This is a genomic window from Halobacillus sp. 12SKB (assembly GCF_052941655.1).
Map to the genome: position 1 here is coordinate 740259 of NZ_JBRFWR010000001.1, position 15604 is coordinate 755862.

General features: G+C 44.2%; 17 protein-coding genes and 1 riboswitch. Of the genes, 9 read left to right on the forward strand and 8 right to left on the reverse strand.

Annotated elements, in window-relative coordinates:
• Positions 1-20: 20 nt before the first annotated feature.
• Positions 21-446, reverse strand: a complete 426-nt coding sequence (locus ACQ4XT_RS03660; protein ID WP_446852549.1) for a pyridoxamine 5'-phosphate oxidase family protein — start codon at positions 444-446, stop codon at positions 21-23.
• A gap of 208 nt (positions 447-654) precedes the next feature.
• On the opposite strand from ACQ4XT_RS03660, the gene ACQ4XT_RS03665 reads away from it, so the two are divergent.
• Positions 655-1503 carry an alpha/beta fold hydrolase gene (locus ACQ4XT_RS03665; protein WP_446852550.1) on the forward strand — a complete coding sequence of 283 codons (849 nt, stop codon included), beginning with the start codon at positions 655-657 and terminating at the stop codon, positions 1501-1503.
• Between the two features lie 123 nt (positions 1504-1626).
• Here ACQ4XT_RS03665 and ACQ4XT_RS03670 read toward each other — a convergent pair whose 3' ends face one another.
• Positions 1627-2247 carry a class I SAM-dependent methyltransferase gene (locus tag ACQ4XT_RS03670; RefSeq protein ID WP_446855567.1) on the reverse strand — a complete coding sequence of 207 codons (621 nt, stop codon included), beginning with the start codon at positions 2245-2247 and terminating at the stop codon, positions 1627-1629.
• A gap of 229 nt (positions 2248-2476) precedes the next feature.
• Positions 2477-2650, forward strand: a riboswitch (cobalamin riboswitch).
• 168 nt (positions 2651-2818) lie between these two features.
• Between ACQ4XT_RS03670 and ACQ4XT_RS03675 the strand changes: the two genes are divergently transcribed.
• The 5 genes from ACQ4XT_RS03675 to ACQ4XT_RS03695 all read left to right on the forward strand — a co-directional run bounded on the left by ACQ4XT_RS03675 (position 2819) and on the right by ACQ4XT_RS03695 (position 8411).
• Complete coding sequence (locus ACQ4XT_RS03675) at positions 2819-5032, forward strand: ribonucleoside-diphosphate reductase subunit alpha (RefSeq protein WP_446852551.1); 2214 nt, start codon at positions 2819-2821, stop codon at positions 5030-5032.
• A gap of 17 nt (positions 5033-5049) precedes the next feature.
• Positions 5050-6090, forward strand: a complete 1041-nt coding sequence (locus ACQ4XT_RS03680; RefSeq protein WP_446852552.1) for a ribonucleotide-diphosphate reductase subunit beta — start codon at positions 5050-5052, stop codon at positions 6088-6090.
• A 226-nt stretch (positions 6091-6316) separates the two neighbouring features.
• Positions 6317-6658: a P-II family nitrogen regulator gene (locus ACQ4XT_RS03685; RefSeq protein ID WP_089654735.1), complete on the forward strand. Its 342-nt coding sequence runs from the start codon at positions 6317-6319 to the stop codon at positions 6656-6658.
• A 29-nt stretch (positions 6659-6687) separates the two neighbouring features.
• Positions 6688-8097, forward strand: coding sequence for an ammonium transporter (locus ACQ4XT_RS03690; RefSeq protein WP_446852553.1), 1410 nt, complete (start codon positions 6688-6690; stop codon positions 8095-8097).
• 218 nt (positions 8098-8315) lie between these two features.
• Positions 8316-8411, forward strand: coding sequence for a putative holin-like toxin (locus ACQ4XT_RS03695; protein WP_075037849.1), 96 nt, complete (start codon positions 8316-8318; stop codon positions 8409-8411).
• A 198-nt stretch (positions 8412-8609) separates the two neighbouring features.
• Here the strand turns inward: ACQ4XT_RS03695 and ACQ4XT_RS03700 are convergent, their stop codons facing one another.
• Entirely contained in the window at positions 8610-9563 is a 954-nt protein-coding gene (locus ACQ4XT_RS03700) for a YndJ family transporter (RefSeq protein ID WP_446852554.1), read from the reverse strand.
• Between the two features lie 171 nt (positions 9564-9734).
• Here ACQ4XT_RS03700 and ACQ4XT_RS03705 point away from each other — a divergent pair, with 171 nt between their 5' ends.
• Entirely contained in the window at positions 9735-10301 is a 567-nt protein-coding gene (locus tag ACQ4XT_RS03705; protein WP_446852555.1) for a sigma-70 family RNA polymerase sigma factor, read from the forward strand.
• A complete protein-coding gene (locus ACQ4XT_RS03710; RefSeq protein WP_446852556.1) occupies positions 10294-10941 on the forward strand; it encodes a hypothetical protein in 648 nt (215 codons plus the stop codon). The genes ACQ4XT_RS03705 and ACQ4XT_RS03710 overlap by 8 nt, the downstream gene beginning before the upstream one ends.
• A gap of 70 nt (positions 10942-11011) precedes the next feature.
• Here ACQ4XT_RS03710 and ACQ4XT_RS03715 read toward each other — a convergent pair whose 3' ends face one another.
• From ACQ4XT_RS03715 to ACQ4XT_RS03730, 4 genes are all read right to left on the reverse strand, one after another.
• The gene (locus tag ACQ4XT_RS03715; protein WP_446852557.1) at positions 11012-11647 is read right to left on the reverse strand and encodes a uracil-DNA glycosylase; all 636 of its coding nucleotides are present in this window, start codon (positions 11645-11647) and stop codon (positions 11012-11014) included.
• A 76-nt stretch (positions 11648-11723) separates the two neighbouring features.
• Positions 11724-12710 carry a sodium:calcium antiporter gene (locus ACQ4XT_RS03720; protein WP_446852558.1) on the reverse strand — a complete coding sequence of 329 codons (987 nt, stop codon included), beginning with the start codon at positions 12708-12710 and terminating at the stop codon, positions 11724-11726.
• 151 nt (positions 12711-12861) lie between these two features.
• Positions 12862-14373, reverse strand: a complete 1512-nt coding sequence (locus ACQ4XT_RS03725) for a phytoene desaturase family protein (RefSeq protein WP_446852559.1) — start codon at positions 14371-14373, stop codon at positions 12862-12864.
• A 12-nt stretch (positions 14374-14385) separates the two neighbouring features.
• Positions 14386-14943, reverse strand: a complete 558-nt coding sequence (locus tag ACQ4XT_RS03730; protein WP_446852560.1) for a methyltransferase family protein — start codon at positions 14941-14943, stop codon at positions 14386-14388.
• Positions 14944-15109: 166 nt separating this feature from the next.
• Here ACQ4XT_RS03730 and ACQ4XT_RS03735 point away from each other — a divergent pair, with 166 nt between their 5' ends.
• Positions 15110-15268 carry a hypothetical protein gene (locus ACQ4XT_RS03735; protein WP_446852561.1) on the forward strand — a complete coding sequence of 53 codons (159 nt, stop codon included), beginning with the start codon at positions 15110-15112 and terminating at the stop codon, positions 15266-15268.
• On the opposite strand, the gene ACQ4XT_RS03740 is transcribed toward ACQ4XT_RS03735, so the two are convergent.
• The gene (locus tag ACQ4XT_RS03740; RefSeq protein ID WP_226594301.1) at positions 15265-15486 is read right to left on the reverse strand and encodes a hypothetical protein; all 222 of its coding nucleotides are present in this window, start codon (positions 15484-15486) and stop codon (positions 15265-15267) included. The two genes, ACQ4XT_RS03735 and ACQ4XT_RS03740, sit on opposite strands and share 4 nt — an antisense overlap.
• Positions 15487-15604: the final 118 nt, after the last annotated feature.

The window sequence follows — 15604 nt, forward strand, 5'->3', positions numbered from 1 at the left end:
GACCACTTTTACTTTTACTTTTACAGATCAAGACGTTCAGGTGTGTCCTGCCCTTGATTCATATAGCGTATATTCTCAGGCATGATTTCAAGCACCACATACTCAGGGTCTTCTTTGCCATCGAACCAGCGATCCATGTGATCATTCCATAACTTGTCTTTAATTTCCTGATCTTCACGAATCTTCGCCTGTCCCTCGACTTCTAAATATGAATCCCCATAGCCTTCCCCTTCGTATCCGAGAAGGATATGAACATGTGGATTTGCTTCAATTTCGTCTGCTTTATGTGTTTCTCTGTTCGTTGGTGTGTAGAAAGTGAAATCATCATCGTTCCAAAAAGTCATATACCGCGAATGGGGTTTATTATCTTTCACTGTGGCAAGCGTACCAACTTTATGTTGCTCCATGACTTCGTGAATCTTCTTTTTCAATTCTTCTTGATTCAATGGAAAGCTCCTTTCCGTAATCCAATCTTTTTACAATTTCAGTTTTCCCCGAAAAATGGGAGATAAACCCTTCGATGCGCATTGACAGATCAGGGTATGCTAATGATATCTTCGACACATTGTCATTCTTTTTTCATAAATATACCAAGAAGTGACACGCGTTACCCGTTACACTATTCATAGATCTGTTTTTCAGGAGGAAAACGTTATGCTATGGAAAAAATGGGCGCCGATCTTGATGGGCTCCCTACTGATCGGCCTGCTCTTTTTTATGATCAACTCAAGACCCGGAAGTTCCGAACCTGTGGACCGCGAAGATATTGTACCCACATTATTCATACACGGCTATAAAGGTGGTCCGCGGAGCTTCGAAACGATGATGGACCGGATGCAGAACTTACAATGGGGACAGAAGCATATGACGGTTTATGTCTCCAGCCGTGGAAATCTCACGATCCAAGGTGACTTTGCCGAAACGCCCAATCCGTTCATCCAAGTGCTTTTTGAGAACAATCGGGCAAGTATCTATAATCAGACCCATTGGCTTTCAGAAATCATGCGGCGGTTAAAAGCCGATTACAATATTCAACAAGTGAACCTCGTCGGTCACTCGATGGGAGGACTCGCATCGGTCAATTATTTGCTGAGCGATCATCACTATTCTGTTCCTCGAGTAGAGAAACTCTCCGTCATTGCAAGTCCTTTTAAAGGCATTGAAAAAGAAGGCTACTTTGCATCGAATTACGGAGCGGCAACGACTGATCTACGGCCGAAGTCTGAAGCTTTAAAGCAAATGACACAAAACAAAGATCAGTTCCCGAATGATGTGAAAGTTTTTGCTGTAGCTGGTGTAATCAATAGCAATGACCCTGAATCCGAGCATTGGGACGGTCTTGTCCATGCCTCAAGTGTAAGTGGACTGGAAGAAATCGTACCCTTTGGGCAGTACGAGGAAAAGCGCCTCTACAACCCGCTGGCGACACATTCCGGACTACACGAACTAGAAGAAGTCGACCAACTACTCAAAGAATTCCTCTGGACCGAGGAAGGCGAATAAATGGAGTGACCAAATGGAGTGACCTGGCCATACACTTATTTACATTTATGGATTTTCCAGGTGTACCAGGTCATACATTTATTTCCAAAACAAAAGCACCCACTCACAGGGTGCTTTTGTTGTTTATTGTTTTTCGAAAATGAAGATCCACATGAAGGTTAAGGCTTGTTTTAATTCTTCATCCAGCTCCGCGGTGTGATGACCTTCCACTCCGCGTTTGTACACTCCTTGACCTTCTACATAGGTCCATCCGGTCTCTTCAGCCATTTTTTGAAGCTCCCATGGCATCATCGTATTACAAATGACCTCTTCTCCATATACCCTGCGATAGCTATTGATACGCGGCATCGCTGTAGGTCCAAGTAGACCGACACATAACCGGCCTCCCGGTTTCAAGATCCGCTTCATCTCTTCCAAACCCTTGTACGGGACTTCTGTCCATTCTAGTGAATTGATCGCCATCGCCGCGTCAAAAGATTCATCCTCAAACGGCAGGTCTGTCAAATCCCCTTGCACAAATGAGATGCGTTCATCATTCACTCGGTCATTGGCGCGCATCACCATGTCCTCTGACAGATCGAGCCCCGTGACGTCAAAACCCGCTTTGTAAAGCAGATACGATCCATAACCATCTCCGCACCCTAAATCAGCGACCTTCCCTTTCGATATATGCTTTGTCATAAAAGGAATGATTGTGCACCTGCTTCCATCATCCCACATCTCTCTACTTTTTGAATTCCACATTTCAGCACGATCATTCCATTGCTTCTCCGCTTCTTTATGCCAATTAAACGTTTGTGCCACACCCTCATCCCTTTCAAATAAATTTCCTACCCTCTATTATAGCGGATCATAGCAGGGAAGATAGCTCTATTCTTGTCGAACCCGATAAAAAAGAGTTGCATGATCTTCCCTACAGCGTTATGATAGAAACACAATATAAGCTAATATGAATTAAAATAAATACTATATATAGTATCTACGAACAGAAGATGCCACAAGGCTTAATAGGGAATCCGGTTAAAATCCGGAGCTGCCCCCGCAACTGTCATCACTCGCGAAATGGACATTCCACTGTGCTTTGCACGGGAAGGACCAGAGTAAGATCGAGTGTCAGCCAGGAGACCTGTCTTCGTTCGTCGCAGTTTCAACTTCTTCGGGGATTGAGAAGATGAAGCGATGGAACGAAGGCTCTCATGTCTTCTCTTCGTTTCATGGTTTCATCCGCTCAATTTTCATTGAGCGGATTTTTTTATTTTTCCTAACCAATGACACTTAACGAACGTACACCTTCATTTTCAAGGAGTGAAAAAGAATGGAAACCATAACAAGAAGCAAGTCCTGGCCAGAGAGAATTAAACTTTGGGAAGCAGACTTCCCCCATTTGAATGTCCAAAGACTCATTGATAAGTCCCCCGACCTTAAGAATGATAAACAGGCATTCATATTAGAATGTCTGGCGGAAATCGATGAAACGAACCCGGATTGGACGTATGTAGCGAGTCGCATCCATTTGGAGGACATGTATGAAAAGTCCGCCTACCATCGATCCACATCTAATCCTTATGAGAATTTTTACGGACTGATCCAAACGTTGATCGAAAAGAATATTTACAACAGGAATCTCCTTACATACTACACAAAAAAGGAAATAGAAGAACTGGAGTCCTGCATCGTACCAGATCGCGATCATCTCTTCACCTATATTGGTTTGAAGACTTTAAGCGACCGCTATCTTGCCAAAAGCAAAGCTAAAGAAGTTTATGAACTTCCTCAAGAACGTTTCATGATCATCGCTATGGTATTAATGGCGGAAGAAAAAGCATCCAAGCGCCTTCCTCTCGTTAAAGAAGCGTATTGGGCGCTGAGTCATTTGTACATGACTGTCGCTACCCCTACACTCGCCAATGCCGGAAAGAGGTATGGACAGCTGAGCTCCTGTTTCATCGACACCATCGATGATTCCCTGCAGTCCATTTATGATACCAATACCGATATCGCCAACCTGAGTAAGCACGGAGGGGGAATCGGCGTTTATTTAGGAAAAATCAGAAGCCGCGGAAGTGACATCCGTGGATTCAAAGGTGTCTCGTCAGGAATTCTCCCATGGATGAAGCAGCTCAACAACACGGCTGTCAGCGTGGACCAACTGGGGCAGCGTCAGGGAGCGGTCGCTGTATATTTAGATGTATGGCATAAAGATATCTTCCCTTTCCTGGACAGCCGGTTGAATAACGGAGATGAACGCCAGCGAACTCACGATCTTTTCACAGGAGTATCCATACCCGACCTCTTTATGGAGGCAGTGGAAAAACGTGAGGACTGGTATTTGTTCGATCCTCATGAAGTCCGCACCGTCATGGGCTACTCACTGGAAGACTACTTTGATGAAAAGAAGGGGGCAGGATCCTTCCGGGAGAAATATGCCGCCTGCGTCGCACATCCTGACCTTTCCAAGGAGAAAGTGCCTGCGATCGAAATTATGAAGCGCATCATGATCGGTCAGCTTGAAACAGGGACGCCGTATATGTTTTACAGGGATGAAGTCAATCGCATGAATCCGAACAATCACGCGGGCATGGTTTATTGCAGCAACCTTTGTACAGAAATCACCCAGAACCAAAAACCAACCATCCAGGATGAACAATACGTGGAAGACGGAAAAATCATTTCCGTGAAGACACCAGGGGATTTCGTTGTTTGTAACTTGTCGAGCATCAACCTCGGTCGTGCCGTCACGAATGGCGTCCTGAAGCGCTTGATCTCAATTCAAGTTCGTATGCTGGATAACGTCATCGACCGAAATACCATTCCCGTTTTACAAGCACAACTCACGAACCAATCTTACCGTGGCGTTGGGCTCGGTACCTTCGGGTGGGCCCATCTACTGGCCAAAAAGAAGATCGACTGGGAATCAGAGGAAGCACTCGACTATACGAAAGAAGTTTATGAAGCTGTTGCCTATCATGCCATTGAAGCAAGTTCAGATCTTGCTGCTGAAAAAGGAAGCTATCCTCTATTCGAAGGGTCAGACTGGCAGACGGGAGAATTTTTCATTAAACGAACGTTTGACCAAGAAGGTACGTGGAACTGGAAAGCCTTGCAGCACAAGGTGTCCAAGAATGGAATGAGAAATGGATACTTGATGGCTGTAGCACCGAATTCAAGTACATCTCTTATCGCAGGCAGCACGGCCAGTATTGATCCGATTTTTAAAAAGTTTTATTCCGAAGAGAAAAAAGATTACAAGATTCCTGTCACCGCACCTGAATTAACCCATGAAACCTATGGGTATTACCCATCCGCCTACGATGTCGACCAGCACGCATCCATCAGGCAGAACAGTATCAGGCAAAAATTCATCGATCAATCGGTCTCGTTTAACCTCTACGTACGGAACAACATCCAGGCGAAAGAGCTCTTGGATTTGCACTTATCCGCATGGAAACACAGATTGAAAACGACCTACTATACACGATCAACATCCAGCCAAGGAGAATTTGACGAATGTGAAGTTTGTTCATCATAAAAAGGAGGAATTTCACCATGACATCATCGATACAAAAAAGAAAGCTTGTCGATTATGAAGCACCAAATGCCTCGACAGGCGTGATTAACGGAAAAAGTTCGAACATCTTAAATTGGGATAATACCCGCTACTCATGGGCCTATCCCATGTATAAGACAATGCTCTCAAATTTTTGGATTCCCAATGAAATCAACATGAGTAACGACTTAAAGCAATGGCCCGAACTCTCAGAACAGGAACAGACCGCATTCAAAAAAATCATCGGTCTACTCGCTTTCTTGGATTCCATCCAAACCGATTATTCAGGAAAAATCGCAGACTATCTGACTGATTCAAGTCTCTCTGCCTTAATGCAAGTGCTCGCTTTTCAGGAAGTTGTCCATAACCAATCCTACTCTTACGTTCTATCCACACTCGTAGACCAGGGAGAACAGGAGAAGATTTTTGATTACTGGAAGCATGACGAAGTGCTCAAAGAACGCAACACTTTCATTACCGATGGATACCAGTCCTTCAGTAATGATCCTTCCATGGACAGTTTTCTGAAGTCCATCGTTTATGATGTCGTACTTGAGGGCCTCTTCTTTTATGCCGGCTTCGCTTTCTTCTATAATCTGGCCAGAAATCAGAAAATGGTCTCGACTAGTACGATGATCAACTACATCAATCGAGATGAACAAATCCATGTCAGCTTGTTTGGACACATTTTTAACGAAACCCTAAAAGAAAACCCAGAGTTGGATCCTGACTACTACCGGACGTTCGTGACCAATACGTTCAAAAAAGCGGCTGGTTTAGAAATCAAATGGGCACGTCACCTGATCGGGAATCAATTCCCAGGCATTCCGATTCAGGACCTGGAAGACTATATCTGTTACATCGCCAACAAACGTTGCAGACTACTGGGAGCAGAAAAGCCGTTCCCCTCCTATACAGAAAACCCATTAAAATGGATCCGGGCATATCAGGAAGTCGATGAAGGAAAATCAGACTTCTTCGAACAAAAATCACGTCAGTACACCAAAGTATCCGAAACCAACGGCTTCGACGACCTATAATACCGCCATATAGCAAATAATACCCAAATAATACCTGACCAGGTCATCCAGAATATGGATGACCTGGTCTTTTCTTATTATCAAAGAAAGCGCTATTATGTCACCTTTTCTGACATAATATCAAAAAGTGTATTGATTTTTCAGAATATTTATTTTATAGTTAGATTTAATTACTTACTCATTGTGTAAGGAAACCTAACACAACGATAAAAGGAGGACTATAGTCATGAAGAAAGTGGAGGCAATCATCCGTCCTGAAGCATTCCAGGATTTGAGGCAGAGCCTTGATGAGCTAGGCGTGAAAGGTCTGACGGTGTCTGAAGTTGCTGGATGCGGACAACAAAAAGGCCAGGAAGGAATCTTCAGGGGCAGCCGGTTTGAAATTAAACTCTATCCCAAGGTAAAGGTAGAAATGGTCGTGGAGAACAGCGAACTCGGGTCCGTGATAGATGTCATCATCAATACTTGCGCTACAGATGAAGTTGGAGACGGGAAGATTTTCGTATCTACGATCGATGAAGTATTCCGCATTCGGACAGGAGAAACTGGCAAACAAGCACTAATCTAATACATTATTTCGAAAGGAAGAATGAATTTATGAGAAAAATCGTTCCTTTGTTCTTATTCGCACTCCTTGGATTCCCGGTTGTCGCTAGCGCTGAAACAGCGATATCTGCAGAAGCTGTTCTGCAGTCCGTCGACATGGTTTGGGTCATGATTGCCGCTTTCTTAGTATTCTTCATGCACGCAGGCTTCGCCATGGTCGAATCTGGATTCACTCGCTCAAAGAATGCACTGAACATCCTGATGAAGAACTTCATGACGATGTCCATCGCTGCCGTCCTTTATTTTGTCGTTGGCTACGGTATTATGTTTGGTACTTCCGGCGGGGGCATCATCGGAATGGATGGGTTCCTTCTAAGCGGTCAAGAAGATCAAATCGGGTTCTTCGTCTTCCAAGCCGTATTCGCTGCCACGTGTGCAACGATCATTTCCGGCGCTGTCGCAGAACGGATGAAACTAGGCTCTTACCTTCTACTTACGGTGGTTATGACAGGCTTCATTTACCCTGTCGTAGGTCACTGGGTTTGGGGCGGAGGATGGCTATCCGAGCTTGGGTTTGTTGATTTTGCAGGCTCCACAGTCGTTCACTTAACAGGTGCTCTTGGCGCTATCGTCACTGTGATGTTCTTAGGACCACGTCTTGGTAAATACAGTGGCAAGAAAGTAAACGTTATTCCAGGTCATAACATCCCTTTAGGGGCTCTTGGTGTCTTCATCCTTTGGTTCGGCTGGTTCGGCTTTAACGGTGGAAGTACACTGGCGGCGGATCCGTCTCTTGTTCCTTCCGTTATCGCAACTACTCTGTTGTCTGCATCAGCAGGAATCATAAGCTCCGCCTTCTATTCTTACGCAAAATTCAAACGCATTGACGCTTCCCTTACATTAAATGGCGCTCTCGCGGGCTTAGTAGGAATCACAGCAGGAACAGCCAACGTTTCCTTAGCCGGGGCTCTCGCCATTGGTTTGATCGCTGGTATCATCTTAGTAGAATCCGTTCAGTTTCTTGATCGAGTTGTTCGCATTGATGACCCCGTCGGCGCGATCGCTGTTCACGGCATTTGCGGCATCTGGGGTACAATCGCGGTTGGTCTTTTCGCTGTTGAAGGCGGTCTCTTCTACGGTGGTGGCGCAGGTCTTCTTGGCATCCAGGCCATCGGCGTCCTTTCTGTCATTGCTTGGACGGTGCTAACAACAGCAGTCGTTGTATTTATCGTTAAAAGTACAGTCGGCATCCGCGTTTCAAGACAAGAAGAAATCTCCGGTCTCGACTTCTCCGAACATGGATCCCAGGCCTACGAAACAAGCCGTGGTATTTTCAACGAAAACATCAACCCAAGCACAGACGGCGATTTCGGTGTCGGATTACTCCACCGGCTTGACGGTTTGAATTCTGAGTCTCAATCAAAGACAAAAGCACCTACAGAGACAAAGACAGCACAATAATATCTATCGTGGATTCACCTTGGTTCCCCCTACTATTCCAAGGTCAATCATATAAAAAAACTCCAGTTCACCTTAGAGGTGAGCCGGAGTTTTTTAGTTCCTTCTGTCTATTTTACGAACATACGTTCTTATTTTTCGCAAAATATGGTATCCTTGTAGATAGATACCGTTCTCTATTTAAAGATAAAGACTGTGGTAGAAAGGGTGTGAGGCCATCGATGAGCACATATGAATCCCTTATGATCATGTTAGCGTTCGGAACGTTCATCATTACGCTCCTTGCGCTCATCATAAAAATGAACAATAAAAAATAGACCTTCACATGTAGTGAAGGCCCAGTATCCATGATTTGCGAACGGTATCAGGGCGACAGTTGCAGCTGTCGCCGTTTCACTTTTATTATAGCATAAATCCGCGATAACTGAAGAGGAAGCTTCGGCTATTCTTCATAACGGAAACTGGCATATATCGACACAATGAGCCAGGTTCCACGTGAAACATTTTCCATCCCGTTAATCACTCTCGGGTATGATTCGTTGGGGTTTATTTACACCCCGCCATGCAAAAACGATCAGCCACGAAAAGAGTAAAGCAGAAAAGAATCCATACGGCGGAATGGTCGCAAGCATCCCCACACTACTCAAGCGGCCGATACTCAAACCCTTCCACAACGCACTGCCAACGATACTGAATCCCATAAAGCTCGTCAAAATTAACGCTGTTTGTACCCATGGCTTAAACTCAACGGATAACCAAAACCACCAAAGGCACATCCAAACAAGCAAAAATGAAAAGATGACGACAGAAAGTATGACGGCTTCCGTTCCATACAAGAGACTGAAGAAACCGACCACTGGACTGATGAGAACCGTGATCACTAAAAAACGGTAAGGAAAATCGATTTGCTTTTTCGGCTTAACTGCCATCTCTTTTCGATACCGACCAAAGAAACCGGTAATCACTGCCAATAAAAAGACGACCCCATGAAAGAACAAAGCCAATACAATCCATTCCCGCGTCGAGAGTGAACCGAAATTTTTTATAGGGAGACGGGAGAAAAACAGGAAAAGACCAGCGATCGCTAAATAAAGAAAGCCGGCATCAATGCTCAACTCCTCCACCTTTGCCCCTTGACGCAGAAGAAAGCGCCAAACGCCGCCCACTGCCACAGATAATGTATAAATAAACCAAATCAATCCCCAAACCGCCGCTTCCCAACCTGCCTGCATGGATAAAGAAAGCACACCTGACACAGAAAAAGGAAGCAAGCATATGAGACACTGCCACAACCAATGAGCTGCTTTGTTTTCACGAGAATCTTTGACTGCTTCTTCAAGCAAGAGTGGAACGAGGACAAACAAACTGAAACCTATCGAAAATTCAAGCCACTCAATAGAAAAGGAGAATTTCCATATCAGCCATAAGAAAAATCCCGCAACAGCAAGCCAACGCCCAGGTCTTTGCATGCCAAACCCCTCCGGTAATCGTAGAGAATCGCACACACCCACGATCCTCCCTCTTTTTTTAAAAAAGGAAAACGGTGACGTCTATCGAATACATAGTTTAAGATCTAAGAAAACAAGCAAAGTAAAAACTTATTCTCGGGGAGTGTCGTCTAACAGATGAGGTGGGAAAAATTGATACGCAACCAACGCTCACAATCTACATATGAACCCGAAGAACACGGTGAGGAACAGCTGGAAGTATGGATTCAAGAATACGGCCACGACTTAAAATGGCTCGCTTATTCGTATGTAAAAGATTATGCAATTGCAGAAGATATCACTCAAGAAACGTTTATTAAAGCATACCAGAAATATGCCAGTTTCAAAAAAGAATCTACGATAAAAACATGGTTATACAAAATTACCATTAACTCGTGTAAGGACTATTTAAAAAGCTCTTACATGAAAAGAGTCGTCAAAAAAGGCACGGAGCTGTTCCGTTCCATCCCTTCAACAAAAGAGACGCCGGAAGAATTCGTGCTGCAGCAGGATGAAGATGAAACCCTGCTTGCCCATGTACTGAACCTTGAAGACAAATACAGAGAAATCATCATTTTATATTACTTTGAAGAGTTCGACATCAATGAATTGGCGAACGTGCTGAACACAAGTCCGAACACAGTAAAGACTCGTTTAAGACGCGCACGTCAACTACTGCAAGAAAGGTTAACATCGGAAGGGAGTTCCCAGAGTGAGTGATTTGATTGATCGTAAATTAAAGAAAATGGACCAGAACGTGAAATATGATCAGGTCCCGTTTGATGAAAGACATATGAAGAAGATGGTCTTGAAATCTTCCCAGAAAAAGAAACAAAAGCAATCGCACGTTGGCATGAAGACTCTCCTCATCCCAACGGCAACCATTCTATTATTTACAGGTTGGCAACTTTCCCAAAGCCAACAGCCACCTGAAACAGCTGGTTTACTGATGACCAAAGACACCATCCCCGAACTGAAGACCGCAGCTGTAGATCCACCACCCACTTTTGTAAAAGCCGATAACTTTCAAAAGCATAAGACATCGATGATGGTCAGGGAAACGTACGTCATTCATGAGGATGAACAATTTTTCCAAACAGCAAAGAGAGTCCCACCTAATGAGCTGGGAGAAGTAATCGGAACCATCAACCACAAAAACCCCGGCGAGGAGGCTGACGCTTTAGAGAGTGTGACCGCTTTTCTCCCTGAAACGAAAATTTACAGAATCAAGGGCGAAGAAAACGAAAACCGAATCGCGATCCGCAGCTGGAGAAGCACAGGCATAGGATCGGTAACAGCCAGTACACAGGGCTACTTTGTTTTTGAAAAAATCCAGATGAACCACTATGAAGACAGTTGACCCCTCTAATGGAGAGCGTCCGTTCACGGTAGCTCTCCTTTTTATTCAGACTCAGGATCGCTGAAGATCACTACTCACTATCACCCTCCAAATAACTTTTCAATCGATCCAGTGACTCATAGATATCTTCCTTGATCTTCGGATTATAAAAAACAGCCGCCGGATGATAGAGGGGGACGATGGTATATTCTTTCTCAGTCTTTTTATACTGACCATCTTCTTCTTTCTGCACAGGTGTGCGGATCACTTCACCAACGACATCACTGATTTTCCCTTTATCACCGGTCAACCGTTCGTAGGCCACTCCTCCAAGTGCGATAATGATATCAGGTTTCATGTGTTCAATCTGGTAATCGAGCAGCCTAGCATGAGCATAAATTTCTTTTTGATTCGGCTTTCGGTTGGCTTTCCGTTTGCCCCCCATCCCCTTTTTGTCCGTCTTCACCCATTTGTAGGGCCGACTTCTCACAACACTCGTGATGTAAACATCTTCTCTTGATAGATCAAGATAGTCGAGCTGTTTATCCAGTTCATCGCCCGCTCTTCCAATAAAGGGCTCCCCCTTAACCGCTTCATTTTCACCAGGAGCTTCGCCGACGATCATGATCCTGCCACGATCATCACCTTTTCCAAGTACGAAACCTTCTACGTCATAAGGCTCCATTCTCTTTTGCGCTTCATTCACTAAACGTTCAGGCCAGTCCATTCACTCACCCACCTTTTGCTTCTCATCATCTTGGAATAATGACTCCCTTCATTAATAATGCATGGGCCAACTTCTATCATTTCATCTGAAATGCTAGATACGTAGTGATAAAATAGCTCACGATAATTAAAAAAGAAGGAATCAAATAATTCCAGGCACGAACATTTTTTCGTGTAATGCTGTAGATAATTAATAGAATGAACACGATGGATGTCACCCCTGTGATCATGTTTGCAGGGGACGATTCCTGTAATAGATTCCCCTTAAAATAGATGAAATCTGTAATGGCCAGAATCATCAGATTGAAGGCATTACTTCCGAGCAACGAACTTATACCGAGATTGAAATTCCTGAGCTTGAGCGCCGTCCCTACACTGACCGCATCAGGTAATGAGGTGCTGATCGCTACCAAAAACGCACCAATAAATGAAGCACCGATTCCCGTAATGACGGATATACGCTCAGCCGTAATGGTCAGCACACTGCCAATGACCATAATGAGAAAAGCATATAAAATGAAGCGCCAAAGCACCTGTTTATATGAAAACTCTTTGTATCGTTCATTTTGTCGTTTCACTTTTCTACCTTGGTACTCTGTTCGGTCATTGATAAACTTGGAACCAATGAAATAAAGAACCACAATGACAATGGACGTGTAGCTAATGTGGAAGATATGAGTCGGAAGGGTCAAACTCAAACCGGCTATGACGATGAGTGTCATTAATATCACAAGCCAGCCATATAACTTACTTTCCACCGTTGCATGCGTCAATATCTGATAGCGGCGATAGACAATGTCAAAAATTGCGAGGCCCATGATATTGAAAAGGTTGCTTCCGATCAAGTTTCCAACAGCCAGGTCAGGACTGTCGATGACGATAGCCGTAACACTCGAGGTCAATTCAGGCAGCGAGATGGCAATACCAATGATGGCTCCCATGAAAGCGGAAGATGCTTTCGTTTTTTCTTTGACCGCGTCCCCAAATATCGCAAGCCTTGAGGCTATGAAAAAGGTTAAGATTCCTGATATGAAAAATAGAGCAAAAATGATCCAGTCGCTCATAAAAAAACTCCTTCAACTCAACTTCAGTATGGCATTTTTCAACCATTCCCTTCGCTCACCAGCCGTAAACAGTAAATGACTGGAACACGAGCAGTATTTGCTGCTTCTCACACAGAAAGCTCAGTACCTCGCAAGGCGCTGAGCTTTTGTTTTACTGGTGAACCGGTTCTGTTTCTCTCTCTTTAATTAAGTCCGCAGTCAACTGTCCTGATAATGTCACCATCGGCACACCCCCACCCGGGTGAGTCGAGCCGCCCACAAAATAGAGCCCATCATAAATCTGGCTCTTGGATGGAATCTTAAATCCACCATTAGACTTGCGGTCAGCCGCTATCCCGTAAATGGATCCACCGTTCGGACCATACAAGGCCTCGAGGTCTTCAGGGGTAAAACGATACTCAAACTCGATAGAATCACGCAGGCCTTCCATGCCCATTCGCTCTAACTTATCCAACACCGTTTCACGGTAGGCATCCCAGTCGATTGGTTTACGCTTTTTGTTTTCAAGCGGCGGAACGTGTGTAAGTACAAAGAGGTTATCTTTCCCTTCAGGCGCTTGCGTTTCATCAGATCTTGCCGAAATTCCGATATAGATTGTCGGGTCATCTGCAGGCTTACCTTCTTCAAAGATCTGTTTGAATTCTTTTTCTGGATCCTCGGAGAAAAGGAAGTTATGATGCTTCAAGTTCTCAAACTTGCGATCCGTTCCAAGCAATAACACAAGCCCTGATACAGTCGGATCGAATTTTTTCTCAAGAGACTTCGTTTCTTTCTTCACCTTGGATGTTTGCGGCGCCAGCTTCCGATATGCCGGGATGACCTCAAGGTTAGAGATGACAACATCCGCTTCGTGAATCGTTCCCTCAGCCGTTTCTACACCAACGACACGATCACCATCCACGACAAAACGCTGGACCGGAGTATTCAATTCCACATCGATACGAAGCTCTTCCATAAGACGCCCCATACCTTCAGCAATTTTGTACATGCCACCTTTAACATAATGAATGCCGAGCCCAAGCTGAACATAGACAAGCTGATTCAAAATAGCCGGTGTTGCGTAAGGATTAGATCCTACGTACATGACAAAATAATTGAACAGCTGTTCCAAATATTTATTGTCAAAGTGCTTGTGCGTCGCTTTTGCTACCGTATTCATCGGATCCATCTGAAATAATTCACTCAACTTATGGTGCTTTTTCAAATCCTTCAAGTCTTCAATACTATATTTGTAGAAACTCTTCATACAGAGTTCATACATGTCCTGACTGTAGGACAAGAAATCTGTCAGCTTCCGGTTCGGCCTTTCGGTGACCTTAGCCATTTCTTCAAGCATATTAGGTAGATCGCTGGTTACATCGAGCTGTGTGCCGTCTTCAAAAAAAGTACGCCATTGTGGTTCCACGCGTTCTACCGTGATGTAGTCCTCAAGACGGCGGTGCACACTTTCAAAAAGCTGTTCAAGGACCCATGGCATCGTTAATATGGATGGCCCAGTATCAAAAGTGAACCCTTTCCCCTCTCTCCGATTCAACTTTCCACCTATGTTGCTGTTCTTTTCAATGATTTTCACATCATAACCATCTGCGGACAGCCGAATTGCTGCCGACATACCACCTAAACCTGCTCCCACTACAACCGCTGTTTTCTTTTTCAAAACCATCCACCTCCAAAATTAATAAACAAAAGGAATCAGCCGGTACCTTGAACGACACCATTCCCTGTACATGCTCCCATGCTGCTCCACAAGCATCGCTTCTTCGAGCTTAATTCTATGTAGTAATGCGATCGTCATGAAAATTCCACATATGAGTGCTGCATAAAGGTTGCCGAGTCCTGAACAAAACCCGATAATGATGAATAAAAGCCCTGTATAGAGAGGATGCCTGAGGAGACGATAAGGACCACTACTTACAAGGCGGTCTCCTTCTTGAACAGAGACGTTCCGTGTAAATTGATCTTTCAGATGAAGAATCCCCCAATATCTAAGGCCTACTCCAAAGGCGTACAACACTAATCCAATCCACCAAACCCCGCGATGATGAATAATCCCAATGTTCCATTCCTGCATAAAGAGAGAAAATACGAGAGTCACAACCACGGCCGCAAGGATCAATAGAAAAGAGCGGCGTTCATGAGAACCGCTTCCTCCTGATCGATCATTTCTGAAGATAAGAAACTCTGCCAGCCAAAAGGCCGTCACTATTAAAAACAATCCATCAAACAGGGTCATGAAAAACCCACCCTTTCTGGGTACTATCTTCCATTGTTCCCTTTACAGTCTTCAGATAAACCGCAGCTAACCGCTCATCTCCAGACATCCCGTCCCTTCATCCTCTCGCATAATTGCAGAGTTTCCATTACAATAACAACCATAATAAAAAAGGGAGGTAGAGAAGTTGGATATTTTTTATAGTGTTTTTATCATTTCGGCTGTCATCACCACTTTCTTCGTGATCTTCAAAAAAATCACAAAAACCACGGTTTTGACCATGGCGATTGTAGGCGCCTTATACATAACCATTCTATTATTCAGTTTTTTCTATGATTTCCCTTAAAAATTCTTATTTTGTTTATTGATGGCTTCTCGGATATGATAGAGTTCCGCGTACATGGCCGTCGCATAAACACTGATGATACTCAAGAACATAGAAAGGACGAAAACGGAGCCATCAAGACCGAACCCCAGCACAGACGAAAATCCGATGATGGCACCAATAATGATACCGATTCCCGTTAGAAAGATTATTTTTTGTAACGTTACTGAATAAAACATCGTATCACCTCTTCCAAGTTATCTATCTGTTACTATACCCATCAGAGGCCTTGGATACACGTCACCCCTCTCCTATTCTTCTTTACTAATATTCTTCCTCCTCATACGAAACCCTTTG